Below are 17,954 nucleotides of genomic sequence, written 5' to 3'. Positions count from 1 at the left end.
CTAATTATCACTAAATTTATTTTCCATCCTACAGATGAAGCACATCCTCACCTCAAGGTGCTGTAAATAAAATTCAGATAGGGATGGTTATTCAGAAACCGAAATAGTTCCTGAATAACTTTAAATAAATATGAATTTATGACTGATGTATTGTCGTTAAAACAGATCTTAACTCTTTAATATCTATCTGCCCGGGGGCTGATGCTTTTTTTAGTGCCCCAAAGGTTGCCGCCGAACCAAAGACCTCACCTGATAATCGTGAAATAATGCCAAGCTTCGACATTGACATTGTAATGATGGGGCGATCTGCATATTGCTCATACATTTCCAATGTCGCAGCCAACAACGTCATAACATCGCTTTTATTTTGCGGCATTAATGCAATTTTAGGTATATCGGCTCCGAGTTCTTGCATTTTTCGTAGACGTTTAACAATTTCGTCTTTGGGCGGTGTTTTATGGAAATCATGATTAGACATGATAACTTTAATACCTTTAGCATGTGCATATGCTATCGTCGCACTGACTTCTTGGTCACCAGTAAAAAGCTCCAAGTCAATCATGTCAACCAAGCCACTATCAATCATCTTTCTGTTTAAGGAGAGATAATCTGTGGATGATATTTCTTTCTCTCCCCCTTCTTTCGCTGTGCGGAAGGTAAAGAGAATCGGTTTATTGTGAATAATAGTTCTGAGCTGGTGTGCCGCGTCGATAATACTCTCGATATTTTTCACATCATCAAAATGATCTATACGCCATTCTAGAATATCAAAGTCAAACTCTTGGTAATATTGCGCTTCTGACTTAACCGCAGAGGCATTTTTTCCCATCAATGACACGATGATTTTGGGGGCACCCTCGCCAATGACCAGATTTTTCACTGTTACCGTTTTCATTCTTTTCCCTTCCATTAATGCCTGACAACCGACGTTAGTCAGTATATTCCCGAATAGTCAGTTACGCATTGAATCCCATAACCTTTTTAACATATTCCAATGGGAACTCTTTTCCGGTCCAAAGCTTAAACTGTTCGGCTCCTTGCCATAATAACATTCCATACCCATCAACAGTTTTACATCCCGCCTCCATGGCCATCTGTAATAGCTTAGTCATATGAGGATTGTAAACACATTCCGAAACAAGGAGTTCGGGGCGCAGCATAGAGATATCACTAACGATGCATTCATTTTCCAGTGGCTTCATGCCCACTTTTGTTCCATTCGTCAGAATATCTGCACTAGCAATCGCGTTAGCAAAAGCCTTTTGGTTAGCCAGGTCATTTACTGTCACGACACAATCGGTATTATCATTAACGCGTTTAGCGAAAGCGAGAGCCTCTTCGTAAAACTCATCCCGCCGATTAAACAGCATAATTTCTTTGATACCTTCAATCGCTGCTTGTGCACCAATCGCGGTAGATGCCCCCCCCGCGCCAACCAAAACCATTTTTTTACCCTTGATATCAAAGCCAGTCTCTTTAATGGCTTTAATATGCCCGGTTCCGTCAGTGTTATATCCTCTGAGGAAACCGTTATCATTAACAATAGTATTAATTGCACCCACCAATTTAGCTGCAGGGGTTAACTCATCGACATACTGGCATGCTAGCTGTTTATTCGGCATGGAAACGCCAGTACCGCGCATTTTTAATGCCTTCAACCCTTCGATTGCTTTTCCAAAAGTCGAAGTATCTACCTCAAAAGCCATATAAGTATAAGGTAACCCAACCTCTTCCAATGCTTTATTCTGCATTTCAGGGGATAAACTATGTCTGATTGGATACGCCATTAATCCAATCAGCTCATATTTTGCAGTAACATCCATTGGTCACTCCTCACTAAAAAATAGGTATATTAAAATTGACTTAGTTAATATTTCTCTTGTTATTTATAAGCAGTATTCTTATTGAAAGAATCGCTCACCAAAACGAAAATCACTTTGCGGAATTTTGAAGACTTTATAGTACCGAATAAAGACGACTATCGCGGTGACGAAAGCAACAAGAGCAAATGCGATGTCCAGCAGAATAATATATTGCAATCCGATAGTAGATAAATAACCGGTAGCTAGAGGAATGACAAAGTTCGCCAACCCTCCCATCATCATATATATGCTGGTAACTTTGGCTTTGCTTTTTGGGAAAAATTCAGACATGACTGAGACACCAAGCTGTAATATTCCACCCGCAGCAGAGAAACCAATAACGAACGCGCCGACATTACACACCAGCGGTGATGGATACAGATAAATAACGGTAGCCGCTATAACGGATAACGCAGTATTAAACACATTGGCCCAGACGGGGCGCACCATGCTTTTCAACAAGAAAGCAAAGAGAAATACGCACAGTAATGAACCCAAGCTATAGTAAGAAATTGTTTTTAATGCGTCCGCTTCTGCCATGCCTGCAAAAGCCATAGCATATTTTGGCATCCAAACGACGATGACATAAAACGTTGAAAATGCAGCAACACCAAATATAACGGAGGCGACACCTTCCAGCCACGCCAGTGGTTTACTGTTCATCTGAGGCAAGTCTTTGGCAATAGCAGCATCGACTGTCTGACTGGGAAATTTACTCTTGACCACTAATAATGTGACAAGAATAAATAACACACCTGGAATCACCATGGCATAACCAAACCAAAGCTGGCTCACCATCAGGAAACTAACCAACATTGGATAGAACATCTGCCCAAAGGAAATGGTGGCTTTAAGCAGAATAACAGCAGACCCAGATGTTTTAGGATAGCATTCCATCAACGCAGGATAACCGCCTGTATCTAATGCTGCGTTCGCGGCACCAACACAAAATGCCAGAATAAATGCGACGATCAGATTTGGACTGGCGAGAATACCAAAGAAAAATAGAATGTATAACGCAATGCCGACGAAAATAACCGAACGTCTACCGAACTTATCCGAGATGACCCCGAAGAATAGGATACAAACGAGCCGCCCCAAACCTATCCCGGAAATGACATAGGCGATTCCTGCACTGTCTGTGTTAAATTTTTCTGCCAATGGAGTCATATTCTGCGCTAACGTGATAACGCTGATCCCATGAAGAAAGTAGCTTAGGTATATACTTATCGCAGCTAATAAAAATGGCGCATTAAAGGCCCTGCTCTGGCTCATGCTTTTCTCCGTTTATTGTTAATTTTTATTAAATATATTCTTATAAAACATCAATAAACTACCAACCCTATATAATGTATATAACACCCACGGTTATTTATACGTAATATAACGTTTTCGTTTTCAATTTTATTGCAAACCACTAGCCAGAAATAACAAGAGTATTGTTGAAAATTTGTTTTAATTTCACACATCCAACACAACACGAATGGAGGAATAAAAACCGTCGCGACGAGTAAATATCGTTTGATTTTGTGAGGCAGTTAAAATTTATTAAGCCATAAATTTATTTAAGAAAATTACTCAACAAAACAATAGGGATTTCCATAAAACTATAATTAAATTATTTAACACTTCATTTACGCCGCGCGTTTTCATCAATAGTAAAAAGAGCATGCTATGTTGCACAAGGCCATAATAATTTTGCACATCCTACGAAAGCAAACCTTCAAAGACATTAAATTAATAAGATAATAACTCTCGCGCACCAGCACATTATGTGACGGTAACCCTAGTACATGCAGAATGTTTATCGTATGTTCACATGAGATAAATTGATAAACCGCGATGAGAAACTGAATGAATTTAAAACAATTACATTATTTTAAGCGTTTAGCCGAAAAGCAGCATTACACTGAAGCCGCATCGAGTTTGTTCATTGCCCAACCCTCACTAAGTCATGCCATATCTGAGCTTGAAAAAGAGCTTGGCGTGGCCTTGTTTGAAAAAATGGGCAGAAACGTGCGAATAACACAGAGTGGAAAAATTTTTTTACCTTATGTGGAAAATGCGCTGCTTGAATTGGAGAATGGCCGCCTTGCCCTACGCCAAATGAGTGGTTCTCAAAATAATACCATCAGACTGGCCTTTATTTACACTATGGGAGAAACAGTAGTTCCTCAGTTGATTGATCGGTTTATCCATGTCTCCGGCAATGAAAATAAACGTTTTTGCTTCTATCAGGGAACATCTTCATCGATTATTGACGATCTGAAAGCTGATAAGTTTGATCTGGCTTTCTGTTCTCATATGCCGGAAGAACCAGAAATAGAGTTTATCCCTTTAATTAGCCAAGAACTGGTATTGGTAACGTCCCGTGATCACCCCTTAGCACTGCGTAATGAAAGTGAAATAGCGCTAGAGGACACCATTCCATACCCCTATATCTTTTTTTCACAAAAAAGTGGATTACGCCAGTTTATTGACAAGATGTTTATGCAGAAGAAACTGATTCCAGAAATAACCTGTTATGTCGAAGAAGATACCGCGATGGTTGGGCTAGTGAGTATTAACTACGGCATTGCAATTATGCCGCGGATCAGTACGCTTTCACATTCTAATGTTCATGTTATGCACATCAAAGACCCCGGCCCCACACGGTATATTTGCCTAGCTACCCGTAAAGATCAGGTATTATCGCCAGCGGCACAAACATTTAAGAAATTTATCTTTACTGCATGTCAACAAATGACGTTCAAGTAACCCACCCGCGCTGTAGGCAGTAATTTCCACCTACAGCCTATTGCCTACTTCAAACCTGAACTTGACTCATTTTTACCATATAACCCCGCTCTTTCCTGCTCCGGTAACCAATAAATAATGCTGTCAGGAAACCTGCCGCAGCGAGGCCAACATCAAACCACATAATACTGGCAATACTGGTTTGTGAAAGTTTTGCGGTAATCAACGGAATAGTGAATGTCGCCAGACTCCCTGCACTATAAAAAATTGCAGTAGCCTTGCCTTTCGCTTGCGGAAAGCGCATTGCCATCAATGTCAGCCCGAGTTGCATAACACCTCCTGCCGCAGAAAATCCAATGACAAAAGAAAAGATAAATACCGTGGTGACAGTGGTATATAGGCATACCGTTAACAACGCGACAAAAGAGATGAAGGTATAAAGCATTAACAATGTGGTTGAACTGACAGTTTTCTTAACTAACCCTGCCGTAATAAAAACACAGAGCAAAGAGCCAATGGTATATACACTCAACAGTTTAATTGACAAGGTATAAGACATCCCTGCCACAAACTGCCCATACTGCGCCAACCATTGACTGATAAGATAAAATGTTGCCATTGCGATATAGCCATATAGCGTGAAACTGGCCAGATCCAGCATCGAACAGGTATAGGTTTTAGATGCTTCAGGTTCTTCTGTAACTTGCGTTGTGGATTCTATTTTCACAGGAGAATCATGTCGTGGGAAAGGGCATTTAAACAGATAGAGTGCATTGAGGAACATAATGCTGGCAGCAATCAAAAATGACCAACCGAACCAAAGATCAAACCACACCAAAATACTAATCATAAACGGCAGAATAAATTGACCACCGGAGACAAACGCTTTAATAAGAATATTCGCTGTACTCGGAGTATTAGGGAAAGCTTCCATTAACGATGGATAAGTGCCAGAGTCTAGGAAACTGTTAGCCATTCCTGCCAAAAAACCAAAACAATAGGCAACGACAATACTTTGTGTACTCAGGACTCCGAGGAAAAAGCCTAAATAACAAAACATTCCCAGATAGATAAAAGGTTTTCGACCAAAGCGGTCAGACAGCATACCTGCCACAAGCAGAATACTCAGCCGCCCTATTCCCAATGAAGAAATGACAATAGATACTCCCGCAGCATCAGTTTGCCATTGTTGCTGTAAATGGGGCATATTCAAACTGATCAATATGACCCCCATACCATGAACCAAATAATTGATATACAAGCCGATAGATGTAGGTATGTAATTGTTTTTCATATAAACCTTTTCCAGAAAAGGATTTTTAAATTTAACCTACAGGAATTTTCCTATCGTTATCTAAAAAACCTGATCTACAGATATTTCCCGGTAAATGTTGTCGTGTAAGAAAATGACAACCAGACTCAATATGGCAAGTAAAACAATTCTTAAAAATTCGGTATTTTTCTCATTTCCATACTAACAATCAGGTCGAGCAATAAATAATTCATTTTTTGAAAGTAACTCATAGATTATTTCTATAGATGGAGCATATCAATACAGTATTTTTTCTTATAATCATATGTCATCTACATAGTTGCCATCCATTTTTCAACATAAAAGCAACATAATGGTTGGATATTTAACACAAAGAGTGTCATATTCGGGATCAATCCCTAGGTAATAACGCTTAATGAAAAATAGGGAGAAATAAACATGCCGTTGATATGTGATAATAGGCAAGATATTTATTTTTGAATTTGTGAGGAGAAGAAAATATTATTCAATTTTATGACGAAAATCATACTGTAAAATGAAATAATTAATTCCTGCAGACTGTCAATATACCTAGAGAATCAAAGTGTAATTAATGCAAGATAATTTCACTTTACACAGTAATTTTATTTATCAGTTGTAAAAAACCACCTATTTTTAACATAACCGTTCCAGATCATGAGAATAGAGTTCGGCCGCTACAGATTGATATATTTTCCATTCTATAAAGTCCCCCTCTGTATACACAGCATGAAATGCCGCATAATCAGGGAAAAAGCGCATAGTATTATTCCCAATACGATTATTTATCTTTTTAATAATGGCATTAACTCTTTGCTTTCTTTTTTCATTCATGAGCATCAGCGTATCAACTACAGAAAGTGGGATATCTTGCTCTCCCCTTTCCCATTTCTGCCACATGTCAGTGTTGTTATCGCCTGCAATATACTTTGCCGCCTCGTCATAACTTAGGAAAAAAAGCTGCCTCAGCGCCTGCAATTCTAAATTATTCATAATGCATCCCCCTAAAGTAGTCAGAATGAATGATTAAATAACATTATAATTATCTTAACGGAATGATCATTATCACAATAAGGTGAACCGATAGTTATTAGGTCATCGCGTTAAATTTAAAAAGCTCACAAACCTAAGAGGATTGCGAGCTTCTCATGTTGATCACATCACTGCCACTCAGGTAGGTGAATCCCAACATTTATGCGCGCACATGCTTTTTATTCTCCAACAAGAATAACGTCAATCCCCCCTTTGCGTAGGCCATTCAAGCTTTCAGTAGGAATACCTTTATCCGTAATGACCATATGTATACGCTGGGTATCAATAATCTTATGTAGGCTGGAACGGTTAAATTTGCTGGAGTCAGTGACTACGATGATACGTTCCGCAACTTCACACATTCGGCGATTGAGTCGAGCTTCGTCTTCATTATGCGTGCTCACCCCCCGCTCAAGGTCGATGGCATCGACCCCAAGAAACAGCATATCGAAGTGATAGTTTTGCAAAGACTGATCGGCCTGATCACCATAGAAGGAAAGAGACTGGCGGCGCAAATGCCCACCTGTCATCAGCAATTCCACCCCTTCAGCATCAAGCAGCGAGTTAGCGACATTCATACCATTTGTCATCGCAATGACCTCCTTATGATTACGCATGTGACGCGCAATTTCACAGGTAGTCGTGCCTGAGTCCAAAATGACGCGGTGCCCAGGCTTAATCAGATTGGCAGCAACACGGGCGATACTGCGTTTTAACGATGTGTTAAGGGAGCTTTTATCTTCAACCGTAGGTTCTACCGCAGGTGTACCTGAATCACACACCAGCGCACCGCCGTAGGCACGTACCGCAATCCCTTGTTTTTCCAAAAAAGCCAGATCATTGCGGATTGTTACCGTTGAAACGCCAAAAAATGACGATAAATCGTTTACCTGAACACTTCCCTGTTGACGCAGGCGTTGAATGATCTGCTCACGCCTTTCACTGGTGCCTGTTATGCGTTTATCCGTTGCCGAATCAGTATTGCTCATAGGAAATCCTTTCTAAAGCCTTTCGTTTCATTTCACTTTGTCTATTAACACCTTTCTTTTGCGGGAAAGCAAGTCTTAACATTGCCCAAGAACAGCGATCTTTCAGGTTCACAATCCTTTCATTATGTTTCTTTTGCGAAACAGATCTCAATTTTATAATCTTTCGTTTTGTTTTTATTAAGCGATAAAGCAGTATCAATGAAACAAATCGAAAGATAAAAGTACCTTACTATATTATACGGAGAGGAAAGTGAAACATTTAACCGAGTTTGTGGCTGACCATAAACAGGATACCGGATGTGGCATTTTTGCCGTCTGTTCCGCTCACCCATTGGTTTTGGAAGCGGCAATACGCCACGCCCAGGAGACCCAATCCCTCTTATTAATAGAAGCGACCTCCAACCAAGTAGACCAGTATGGTGGCTATACCGGCATGACACCGGCAGACTTTCGTGGTTTTGTTGAACAAATGGCGGATAACCACCAGCTTCCTCGTGATCGGTTGGTTTTGGGGGGAGACCATCTTGGACCTAATCGCTGGCAAAACAGACCGGCGCAAGAAGCTATGGCTCATGCAGAGGAACTTATTCGCCACTATGTGGCGGCGGGCTTTAAGAAAATTCACCTCGATTGCAGTATGTCTTGTGCTGATGACCCGGTGCCACTCACTGATCAAATTGTTGCCGAAAGAGCCGCAAGACTGGCCCATATAGCAGAAAAAACCCGTCAGGAGCAGTATCGTTCCTCTGATCTGGTTTACGTCATTGGCACTGAAGTTCCCGTCCCTGGTGGCGCACACGAAACACTGTCAACTCTTGTTGTTACCTCACCACAGGCGGCAAAAGCAACCTTGGAGGCCCATCGACACGCTTTTGAGCAACAGGGTTTAAGCGATATATGGCCGCGTATTATCGGGCTGGTTGTCCAACCCGGTGTCGAATTCGATCATGCTCATGTTATTGATTATCAAGCAGAGAAATCTCTTGCCCTCAGTCAAATGATCGCAGAATTTGACACTATGGTTTTTGAAGCCCACTCCACTGATTATCAAACTCCACTGGCGCTACGTCAGCTCGTTCAGCATCACTTCGCTATTTTGAAAGTCGGCCCTGCGCTCACTTTTGCACTGCGTGAAGCCTTATTTTCATTGGCAGCTATCGAACAGGAATTGCGGCCTGCCTACCAATGTTCGGGGCTGCGAGAGGTATTGGAGAGTGTCATGCAGGAACAACCTGAATACTGGAAACATCATTATCACGGCAACAATGAAGCACGTCGTTTAGCACGTGGATACAGCTATTCTGACCGCATTCGTTACTATTGGCCCGATCAGAATATCGACAATGCCTATTCTCGATTAATAGAAAATTTGCTGGATGAAACGATTCCACTGCCATTAATCAGTCAGTATCTGCCTCTTCAATACGTTAAGGTCCGTGAAGGTCGTCTCGCAGCAACGCCGCACGAACTGATTATCGACCATATCCAGGATGTTGTGCGCCAGTACCATGCTGCCTGTCTGGGAACATCGCCATCCCATTAACACAATGATAACAAGGAATAAAATATGCCAAACATTGTATTAAGTCGTATTGATGAGCGACTAATTCACGGCCAGGTTGGTGTTCAATGGGTCGGTTTTACCGGCGCGAATCTGGTTTTAGTTGCCAATGATGAAGTCGCCGAAGATCAGGTCCAGCAAAATTTAATGGAAATGGTACTGGCTGAAGGGATTGCAGTGCGCTTTTGGCCCCTGCAAAAAGTTATCGACAATATTCATCGCGCAGCAGATCGCCAGAAAATTTTACTGGTCTGCAAGACACCCAAAGACTTTCTGACCTTGGTTAACGGCGATGTTCCCGTGACGCGCATTAATGTCGGCAATATGCACTACGCCGAAGGGAAACAACAAATCACGAAAACCGTCTCTGTTGATGATCAGGATATTGTTGCCTTCAATGGCCTGAAAAGTGCTGGGGTGGAATGTTTTATTCAGGGCGTGCCAACTGAGCAGGCTCAGGATCTCTACAAACTCCTCTGAGGTATTTTCTATGGAAATTAGCTTACTACAGGCATTAGCGTTGGGGATTCTGGCCTTTATTGCCGGTCTGGATATGTTCAATGGCCTGACCCATATGCACCGCCCGGTGGTTCTCGGGCCGCTGGTTGGTCTGATACTCGGTGATCTCCACACCGGCATTCTCACTGGCGGGACTCTGGAACTGGTTTGGATGGGGCTTGCCCCACTCGCGGGTGCTCAACCGCCCAATGTGATTATCGGCACCATCGTCGGAACGGCTTTTGCCATTACCGCGGGCGTAAAACCTGAAGTCGCTGTTGGGGTCGCAGTGCCGTTCGCCGTGGCGGTGCAAATGGGTATCACATTCTTGTTCTCCATCATGTCTGGTGTCATGGCACGCTGCGACAGAATGGCGGCAAATGCAGATACCGCGGGTATTGAGCGTGTTAACTATCTCGCCTTACTGGCCTTAGGGACTTTCTATTTTTTGTGCGCCTTTTTGCCCATCTATTTTGGCGCAGAACATGCAAAAACGGTTATCGATGTGCTGCCAGCCCGTTTGATCGATGGTCTTGGCGTAGCAGGTGGCATCATGCCAGCCATTGGGTTTGCCGTGTTGCTGAAAATCATGATGAAAAACGTCTATATCCCCTATTTCATTCTTGGTTTTGTCGCTGCTGCTTGGCTGAAACTACCGGTGTTAGCGATTGCCGCCGCAGCGCTCGCTATGGCATTAATTGATTTTATGCGTAAAGACCCAACGGTGCAGCAGCCTTCCCGTACTGAGCAAGAGGAATTCGAAGATGGCATCTAATACTCACGTTTTACCAGACATCAATGTCACGGAAAAATCAGTGATTGATGGCAATGATAATATCTATGAAGATCAAACTATCGGTGCAGAGCTGACGAAGAAAGATATTAACCGTGTGGCATGGCGCTCTATGCTGCTACAAGCCTCATTTAACTATGAGCGTATGCAGGCATCCGGTTGGCTGTATGGCCTGTTACCTGCGTTGAAAAAGATCCATACCAATAAGAATGATTTAGCGCGGGCGATGAAAGGCCATATGGGCTTTTTCAATACTCATCCTTTCCTTGTGACGTTCGTCATTGGCATCATTTTGGCGATGGAGCGTTCAAAACAGGATGTCAACAGTATCCAAAGTACAAAAATCGCCGTGGGTGCACCACTTGGTGGTATTGGCGATGCCATGTTCTGGCTAACTTTATTACCGATTTGTGGTGGCATCGGGGCTAGTCTAGCTCTACAAGGATCCATCCTTGGCGCAGTGGTATTTATTGTTCTGTTTAACGTGGTCCATCTTGGATTACGTTTCGGGTTGGCTCACTATGCATACCGTATGGGGGTGGCGGCTATCCCACTCATTAAAGCCAACACCCGTAAAGTAGGTCATGCCGCATCCATTGTTGGGATGACGGTGATTGGTGCGCTGGTGGCAACGTATGTCCGCCTGTCTACCACACTTGAGATTACTGCTGGTGACGCGGTGGTTAAACTGCAAACCGACGTTATCGACAAACTGATGCCCGCCTTTCTTCCACTGGTGTACACCCTCACCATGTACTGGTTGGTACGACGCGGTTGGAGCCCCCTGCGGCTTATCGGGCTTACCGTGGTCTTAGGTATCGTCGGAAAGTTTGGCCACTTTCTGTAAGTCAGAGGAGAAAATATGATAAGCATTATTCTCAGTGGTCACGGTGGATTTGCGACCGGGCTGGAAAAGGCGATGAAACAAATATTGGGTGAACAGCCACAAGTTATCGCCATCGACTTTCCTGAATGTTCCACCACCGCTCTGCTGACTGCCCAGTTTGAAGAGGCAATAGCCAATCTGGATGAACGTGATGGGCTGGTTTTTTTGACGGATTTACTCGGTGGCACTCCCTTTCGCGTAGCCTCCACTTTAGCCATGCAGAAGGTGGGCCGAGAAGTGATCACCGGTGTCAATATGCAGCTCGTGCTAGAAATGGTGCTGGAACGCGAAGGTCTTAGTAGTCAGGAGTTTCGTCTTATGGCACTTGAGTGCGGGCATCGAGGATTGACCAGTCTCGTGGATGAGATGGGGCGCTATCGCGAACCTACTCCCGTCGAGGAAGGGATATAACGATTTATTGCCAAGCTATTCGTCTGTAAGACTTTCATTATGCCTCACTTTGGTTTGTGGCCTTTGTGTCACAAACCTTTCTTTTCCTTTCGAATAGTCAGCCATCATTAACCACAAATAAAAGTAATCCATTATAAATAAACGATATTTTAATAACCAACTCTTTTTTAGATCCTATTTTTCGTTTTATTTCCTTTCTTATGTTGACCTTTCGTTTTCTTTTCTATAGATTTTCATTTAAGCATATAACCCATTAAATGAAACAAAACGAAAGGTCGCCATGTTCTGCTTTGTGCTGACCCATTGAATTCGCACTGCTAAGGACTGAGTTATGAATGAAACCCATTTTTCCTGTACTCCCCCGTCAACGTGGACTGAAAAAGAGATCCGTCAGCAACCAGAGTGCTGGATACGATCATTAAAAAATATCGAAAGTTTACGTCACGATATCGACACTTTCCTTGCCCCACTGTTGCAACAATCTGATTTGCAGATTGTCCTGACGGGTGCGGGAACCTCAGCTTTTATCGGTGACATTATTGCACCATGGTTATCACGCCACACCAGGGAAAATTTTGTTGCAGTACCCACCACAGACCTCGTCACCAATCCCGCTGATTATCTGTCTGCCGAACAACCGACTTTACTTATCTCTTTTGCTCGCTCCGGTAACAGCCCGGAAAGTGTTGCCGCAGTCGATTTAGCTAACCAAATCGTCAAGCAGTGCCATCATTTGGTCATCACCTGTAATGAAGCTGGCAGTCTGTATCAAAATGCGGTGAAGAGCGATAATGCTTTGGCACTGTTAATGCCCGCCGAAACTCATGATCGTGGTTTCGCCATGACCAGTAGCATTACCACCATGATGGCTAGCTGTCTGGCGGTTTTCGCCCCAGAGGTCATCAACAGTTCGCGTTTTCAAGATGTGGCAACACGCTGCCAGCAGATCATTGCCTCACAAGGTAATTTGAGTCATGCCGTGTTTGGTGACTTGTCTTTCAAACGAATTGTCTATCTCGGCAGTGGTGGGCTACAGGGCGTAGCACGAGAGTCAGCACTGAAAGTGTTAGAGTTAACCGCCGGTAAATTGGTGGCATTTTACGACTCCCCGACCGGTTTCCGTCACGGGCCAAAATCCTTGGTCAATGCCGAAACACTGGTCGTCGTTTTTGTTTCCAGCCACCCTTACACCCGTCAATATGATCTCGATTTACTGGCTGAATTGCACCGCGACCAACAGGCTATGCGCGTTGTGGCAATCTCTGCTACACCCCATCCAGAAATCGACGCTGGGCCGCATCTTCTGTTACCCGCCTCCCGCGACTTTATCGACATCGAGCAAGCATTCTGCTTTCTGATGTATGCACAAATTTTCGCCCTGACCGAATCCATCAAAGCGGGCATTACTCCAGATACCCCTTCCGCCAGCGGGACAGTCAACCGTGTTGTGAAAGGCGTGGTTATTCACCCTTGGAAAGGTTGAGAGGATCAGCATATGAGCATTATTTCTACCAAATATCTTCTTCAAGACGCGCAGGCCAGAGGCTACGCCGTACCGGCGTTTAATATCCATAACGCCGAAACCATTCAGGCAATCCTTGAAGTTTGTAAAGAGATGCAGTCCCCGGTGATCCTTGCCGGCACTCCGGGCACCTTTAAACACATTGCTTTTGAAGAGATCTATGCACTGTGTAAAGCCTATTCGGAAAGCTATGACATGCCGCTGGCGCTACATCTTGATCATCATGAATCACTGGAAGATATCACCCGCAAAGTCAATGCTGGTGTTCGTAGCGCGATGATTGATGGCAGCCACTTCCCATTTGCTGAGAATGTGCAGCTTGTTAGAAGCGTGGTTGATTTTTGCCATCGCCATGATTGCAGCGTAGAAGCTGAGTTAGGTCGTCTGGGCGGTGTAGAAGATGATATGGATGTTGATGAGGAGAGTGCCTTCCTCACTGACCCACAAGAAGCTCGCCGCTTTGTCGAATTTACTGGAGTCGATAGTCTTGCTGTTGCTATTGGGACTGCACATGGCTTGTATACCAAACGCCCCAAAATTGACTTCAAGCGCTTGGGCGAAATTCGTGACGTTGTCGATATTCCGCTGGTATTACATGGCGCAAGTGATGTCCCTGATGAATATGTTAGACGCGCCATCGAGCTGGGTGTTTGTAAAGTGAATGTCGCAACCGAGCTGAAAATCGCGTTTGCGGCGGCGGTGAAAAAATGGTTTGCCGATAATCCCGAGGGCAACGATCCACGTTATTACATGCGTGTCGGTATGGATGCGATGAAAGACGTGGTCCGCAGCAAAGTAACCGTCTGCGGGTCGGCGAACAAATTAATTCCTGAAATAGAAGCCTCGCTATAACCCTTGATAGCGCTGCAACTTTGACTCTTTACTGAAAACGAGACAACTCATCGAGTGGAAATTGCAGCGTTTCATCCTGTTTAAATCTGGACAACAAATATTCCACCGTGACACGTACTCGCGGCGCTATCAGTGCCCGGTGTGGGTATTGAATCACCATTTCATAGTTACCCGGGTCATGTTGACCAAAGAGCACTATCTTCAATGCCCCAGACTTTAGATGCTGTAGCGCATGGTGAACCCCGACTTGTGCGATACCAAGCCCTAAACAGGCGGCCTGAACTTGTGCTTCTGGGGCTGAAATTGTAACCACGGCGGAATCTGGATCCATAGAGGTAAGACTGCCATCAGTGCCCCGGAATCCCCAAGGAGAAACACGACCGCCCAAAAACCGTCTTGCGATTAAATGGTGCTTCTCAAGATCTGCTGGAGAGTGGGGAACGCCGTGCAAAGCCAGATATTCTGGCGCGGCAACTAAAATCATATTGAGATGACAAACCGGGCGTGACACCAATGATGAATCCACGATACGGCCACCACGAATGGCGAGATCATAGCCATCTCTAACTAAATCCGTCACTCTGTCGTCAAAATCAACTTCCACCGACAAGGCGGGATAACGTGATCGCAGGCCCGGCAAGGTGGGCAGCAATTGTTCTCGACCAAATGCAGCACTGGTTGAAATTCTCACATGCCCACTGGTTTCCATCTTGCGCGCAACCACCATATCCGCTGCCGTATCCAGTGCCTCAATCGCAATACGGGCCTGTTTCAGGAATACACTGCCTTCCTCTGTCAAACTTAACTTTCTTGTTGTTCTATTCATGAGACGTATACCGAGAGCTTGTTCAAGGCTGGCGATATTTTTACTGACAGCAGCAGCACTGATGCCCTGAATGCGAGCTGCTGCAGTAAAACTGCCAGAATCAGCGGCTTCAACAAAAGACAGAATTGCCCGTACTCGTTGTGATAACTCCATATCCATCCCCTCGACATTAATATTTCCAATAGCTTTGCAGCGATTATTAACCTCAAGTTAAATATTATTCAACCATATAGGCCATTAAAGTTATCAATAAAGAGGGGCATACTCTCTGCCATCAAGTGTGAGTAGTAAGAGAATAAGTAGAGGAAATAGAGAATGAAGAGCTTAGTTATTGTTTCACATCCCTATCCAACACAATCAAAAATAATCAAAGCATTGCAGCAAACCGTGGAGGGAATAGAAAACGTCAAGGTGCGTAACCTTGAGTCTCTCTATGGCAATGACGTGAGCGGATTTGATGTAGCCGCAGAGCAAATGGCTTACGAAGGTATTGATCGTCTCGTCTTTATGTATCCGACACACTGGTTCAATACCACTCCAATGCTGAAAGCATATTTAAATGAAGTCTGGACTTATGGCTGGGCTTTCGGTCCGGGTGGCGATGCACTCAAAAACAAACAGCTGCTGGTCGTCACATCGGCTGGTGCTAGCCAATATACTTATTCTCACAATGGATTGATTCAAAGCACCATGGATGAAGTATTGACGCCAATGAAAGCCAGCGCGCTCTATGTTGGAATGAATTATATGAAACCGTTGGTGTTTCATGACGTCGCGAGTGCAAGTGAGGAAAATATCGCGCAATTCCAACAAAAGCTGTTAGCAGCACTTTCAGAATAATGTTTTGTTGTCACGTTGGGTGTGTCAGGGCATCCGGTATTTCTACCATGCCCTGACAAAGTCAAAATCGTCAACAGAGGATGTAGCAACATGAATTTTCTGACTAGCATGGCCGCCACGACCCTATTTTCTCTCAGCCTCATGTCAGCGGCTAATGCCGAACCACTATTACGTATTTTTGAACTTGGTATTCAGGATAATCAGCAGCAGGCTTTTAATGTGGCTGGTCAAGAGAATTTAACGGCATCCGTTAGCACCGAGCCTGGCGTGCTGGCAATGTATACCGTCAGCCCAGTAGATAAGCAAAATATGTCGTATTTATTCGAAATTTATCAAGATAAGAGTGCTTATGAGGCACATATAGCGTCACCTCATTTCCAGGCTTACCAAGCGAAAGCACCGAGTCTGCTCACAGGACATAAGAAACTTACCGAAACCGAAGCCCAGTTTTTCGCTGAAAAAGCCGCCCCCGTTAGGGTAATCAATGGCGAGGATAAACCAGTGATACGCTTTGCCGAAATCACATTGAAAGAGGGGGTAAATGAGCAATTTCGCCAAATTGTCATCGATGAAATGAAAGCGGCAATTGAAAAAGAAGACGGTGTGTTAGCAATGTATGCCGCCACAGTAAAAGGCCACCCTGAACAGTGGCGCTTTGTGGAAATCTATGCGGATGATGCTGCCTATGAGCTTCATCGCCAAACTCCGCACTTTCAGCATTACATCCATTCTACAGCCGACATGCTGCAGGATAAAAAGTTGACGGTATTAGCGAATCGTACTTTGGTCAATAAAGGTGGGCTTTATTTCAACATCCTTGATTAGCTCTCTGCAATACAAGAAACCTAACAGTGAAGAGGTAAATAGTATGACTGCAACAAAGACTTGGTTGATTACAGGTGCATCCAAAGGTCTCGGCTTGGCTTTAACTCACCAATTATTAGCCGCCGGTCATCGTGTTGCGGCAACAACCCGTAATAAAGCATTGTTGGAAAAAGAAGTGGGTATTACGTCGCCACAATTTTTGCCACTGAGTGTCGATTTGAGTGATGAAGCCAGTGTTAAATGTGCAGTGAACCAAGCTCTGGATCATTTTGGCTCTATCGATGTTGTCGTTAACAATGCCGGTTTCGGTCAGATGGGAACTCTGGAGGAGTTAAGTGATGCCGAGGCCCGCAAAAGTTTTGATATCAATGTATTCGGTATGCTCAATGTTATTCGTAGTGTGATGCCGCATCTTCGAGCTCGTCGGAGTGGGCACATTATGAATATTTCATCGATGGCAGGGATTCAAGGGCATTTTCCAGGTTGGGGCGTGTACTGTGCAGCAAAGTTTGCCGTGGCTGGGTTCACGGAGGCTTTAGCCGCAGAATCAGCAGAATTTGATATTAAGGTTACACTGGTTTATCCAGGTCATATGCGTACCCGCTTCCTCTCACAAGGCTCTATTATGTCGCCGGAAAATCCTATTGCTGATTATCTTACTGTGCGTGAAAACGAAAAAAGGGTGAAAGAACAGATGGATGGTCAACAGATTGGCGACCCCGAAAAAGCAGCTGCGTTACTTATCAAAATAAGCCAAGTAGACAATCCGCCATTGCACTTCTTTATGGGTGAGGATGCTTATCAGGCGGTAAATACCAAACTTAACTCGGTAAAACGCGATTTAGCTATCTGGGAGGCTGATACACTCTCCATTGGCTTTTAACTCTTTGTTATTATACAAAAATCCACGCAACCGCGTGGATTTTTATTTTGATGATACCCGACAAAAGCTGTTCAGCTCTTTTCATTTTTCTCATCCCCCTCAATTCTTAACAATAACCTTACTCTGGCTTTTGACGCATATCATGCA

18 protein-coding genes are annotated in these 17,954 nt (G+C 43.9%); 11 read left to right on the top strand and 7 right to left on the bottom strand.

What is annotated here, in order from left to right; all coding sequences use genetic code 11:
• Nucleotides 1-136 precede the first annotated feature (136 nt).
• From aroD to HUZ92_RS17325, 3 genes are all read right to left on the bottom strand, one after another.
• On the bottom strand, nt 137-895 hold the full coding sequence (aroD, locus tag HUZ92_RS17335) for a type I 3-dehydroquinate dehydratase (RefSeq protein WP_050139547.1): 759 nt from the start codon (nt 893-895) through the stop codon (nt 137-139).
• Nucleotides 896-956: 61 nt separating this feature from the next.
• Nucleotides 957-1,823 carry a quinate/shikimate dehydrogenase gene (gene ydiB, locus HUZ92_RS17330; protein ID WP_050098215.1) on the bottom strand — a complete coding sequence of 289 codons (867 nt, stop codon included), beginning with the start codon at nt 1,821-1,823 and terminating at the stop codon, nt 957-959.
• A 78-nt stretch (nt 1,824-1,901) separates the two neighbouring features.
• Nucleotides 1,902-3,137: an MFS transporter gene (locus HUZ92_RS17325; RefSeq protein WP_050098216.1), complete on the bottom strand. Its 1,236-nt coding sequence runs from the start codon at nt 3,135-3,137 to the stop codon at nt 1,902-1,904.
• A 579-nt stretch (nt 3,138-3,716) separates the two neighbouring features.
• Between HUZ92_RS17325 and HUZ92_RS17320 the strand changes: the two genes are divergently transcribed.
• Nucleotides 3,717-4,619 carry a LysR family transcriptional regulator gene (locus HUZ92_RS17320; RefSeq protein WP_050098217.1) on the top strand — a complete coding sequence of 301 codons (903 nt, stop codon included), beginning with the start codon at nt 3,717-3,719 and terminating at the stop codon, nt 4,617-4,619.
• 49 nt (nt 4,620-4,668) lie between these two features.
• On the opposite strand, the gene HUZ92_RS17315 is transcribed toward HUZ92_RS17320, so the two are convergent.
• From HUZ92_RS17315 to HUZ92_RS17305, 3 genes are all read right to left on the bottom strand, one after another.
• A complete protein-coding gene (locus tag HUZ92_RS17315) occupies nt 4,669-5,892 on the bottom strand; it encodes an MFS transporter (protein ID WP_050098218.1) in 1,224 nt (407 codons plus the stop codon).
• Nucleotides 5,893-6,525: 633 nt separating this feature from the next.
• Nucleotides 6,526-6,882 carry a YdiL family protein gene (locus HUZ92_RS17310; RefSeq protein WP_050098219.1) on the bottom strand — a complete coding sequence of 119 codons (357 nt, stop codon included), beginning with the start codon at nt 6,880-6,882 and terminating at the stop codon, nt 6,526-6,528.
• 218 nt (nt 6,883-7,100) lie between these two features.
• A complete protein-coding gene (locus HUZ92_RS17305) occupies nt 7,101-7,910 on the bottom strand; it encodes a DeoR family transcriptional regulator (protein WP_050098220.1) in 810 nt (269 codons plus the stop codon).
• Nucleotides 7,911-8,160: 250 nt separating this feature from the next.
• Here HUZ92_RS17305 and kbaZ point away from each other — a divergent pair, with 250 nt between their 5' ends.
• The 7 genes from kbaZ to kbaY all read left to right on the top strand — a co-directional run bounded on the left by kbaZ (nt 8,161) and on the right by kbaY (nt 14,433).
• Entirely contained in the window at nt 8,161-9,453 is a 1,293-nt protein-coding gene (gene kbaZ / locus HUZ92_RS17300) for a tagatose-bisphosphate aldolase subunit KbaZ (protein WP_050098221.1), read from the top strand.
• A 24-nt stretch (nt 9,454-9,477) separates the two neighbouring features.
• Nucleotides 9,478-9,951 (top strand): PTS N-acetylgalactosamine transporter subunit IIB, encoded by a 474-nt coding sequence (gene agaV, locus HUZ92_RS17295; RefSeq protein WP_145579560.1) that lies wholly within the window; start codon nt 9,478-9,480, stop codon nt 9,949-9,951.
• Nucleotides 9,952-9,961: 10 nt separating this feature from the next.
• Complete coding sequence (gene agaW, locus HUZ92_RS17290) at nt 9,962-10,744, top strand: PTS N-acetylgalactosamine transporter subunit IIC (protein ID WP_050098223.1); 783 nt, start codon at nt 9,962-9,964, stop codon at nt 10,742-10,744.
• Nucleotides 10,734-11,609, top strand: coding sequence for a PTS N-acetylgalactosamine transporter subunit IID (gene agaE / locus HUZ92_RS17285; RefSeq protein WP_050098224.1), 876 nt, complete (start codon nt 10,734-10,736; stop codon nt 11,607-11,609). Before agaW ends, agaE begins: the two co-directional genes overlap by 11 nt.
• Before the next feature lie 15 nt (nt 11,610-11,624).
• Nucleotides 11,625-12,059 carry a PTS galactosamine/N-acetylgalactosamine transporter subunit IIA gene (gene agaF / locus HUZ92_RS17280; protein WP_050098225.1) on the top strand — a complete coding sequence of 145 codons (435 nt, stop codon included), beginning with the start codon at nt 11,625-11,627 and terminating at the stop codon, nt 12,057-12,059.
• Nucleotides 12,060-12,390: 331 nt separating this feature from the next.
• Entirely contained in the window at nt 12,391-13,542 is a 1,152-nt protein-coding gene (locus tag HUZ92_RS17275) for an SIS domain-containing protein (protein WP_145579559.1), read from the top strand.
• Nucleotides 13,543-13,554: 12 nt separating this feature from the next.
• A complete protein-coding gene (gene kbaY, locus HUZ92_RS17270; RefSeq protein WP_050098227.1) occupies nt 13,555-14,433 on the top strand; it encodes a tagatose-bisphosphate aldolase subunit KbaY in 879 nt (292 codons plus the stop codon).
• Nucleotides 14,434-14,461: 28 nt separating this feature from the next.
• Here kbaY and HUZ92_RS17265 read toward each other — a convergent pair whose 3' ends face one another.
• Entirely contained in the window at nt 14,462-15,412 is a 951-nt protein-coding gene (locus tag HUZ92_RS17265; protein ID WP_050098228.1) for a LysR family transcriptional regulator, read from the bottom strand.
• Nucleotides 15,413-15,574: 162 nt separating this feature from the next.
• Between HUZ92_RS17265 and HUZ92_RS17260 the strand changes: the two genes are divergently transcribed.
• The 3 genes from HUZ92_RS17260 to HUZ92_RS17250 all read left to right on the top strand — a co-directional run bounded on the left by HUZ92_RS17260 (nt 15,575) and on the right by HUZ92_RS17250 (nt 17,807).
• Nucleotides 15,575-16,099, top strand: coding sequence for an NAD(P)H-dependent oxidoreductase (locus tag HUZ92_RS17260; protein ID WP_050098229.1), 525 nt, complete (start codon nt 15,575-15,577; stop codon nt 16,097-16,099).
• A 90-nt stretch (nt 16,100-16,189) separates the two neighbouring features.
• On the top strand, nt 16,190-16,924 hold the full coding sequence (locus tag HUZ92_RS17255; protein ID WP_145579558.1) for a putative quinol monooxygenase: 735 nt from the start codon (nt 16,190-16,192) through the stop codon (nt 16,922-16,924).
• A gap of 43 nt (nt 16,925-16,967) precedes the next feature.
• Nucleotides 16,968-17,807: an SDR family NAD(P)-dependent oxidoreductase gene (locus HUZ92_RS17250; protein ID WP_145579557.1), complete on the top strand. Its 840-nt coding sequence runs from the start codon at nt 16,968-16,970 to the stop codon at nt 17,805-17,807.
• The last annotated feature ends 147 nt before the right edge of the window (nt 17,808-17,954 follow it).

This window comes from Yersinia vastinensis, assembly GCF_902726565.1.
GTDB lineage: Bacteria > Pseudomonadota > Gammaproteobacteria > Enterobacterales > Enterobacteriaceae > Yersinia > Yersinia vastinensis.
This window is presented reverse-complemented; position numbering and strand designations above follow the sequence as displayed.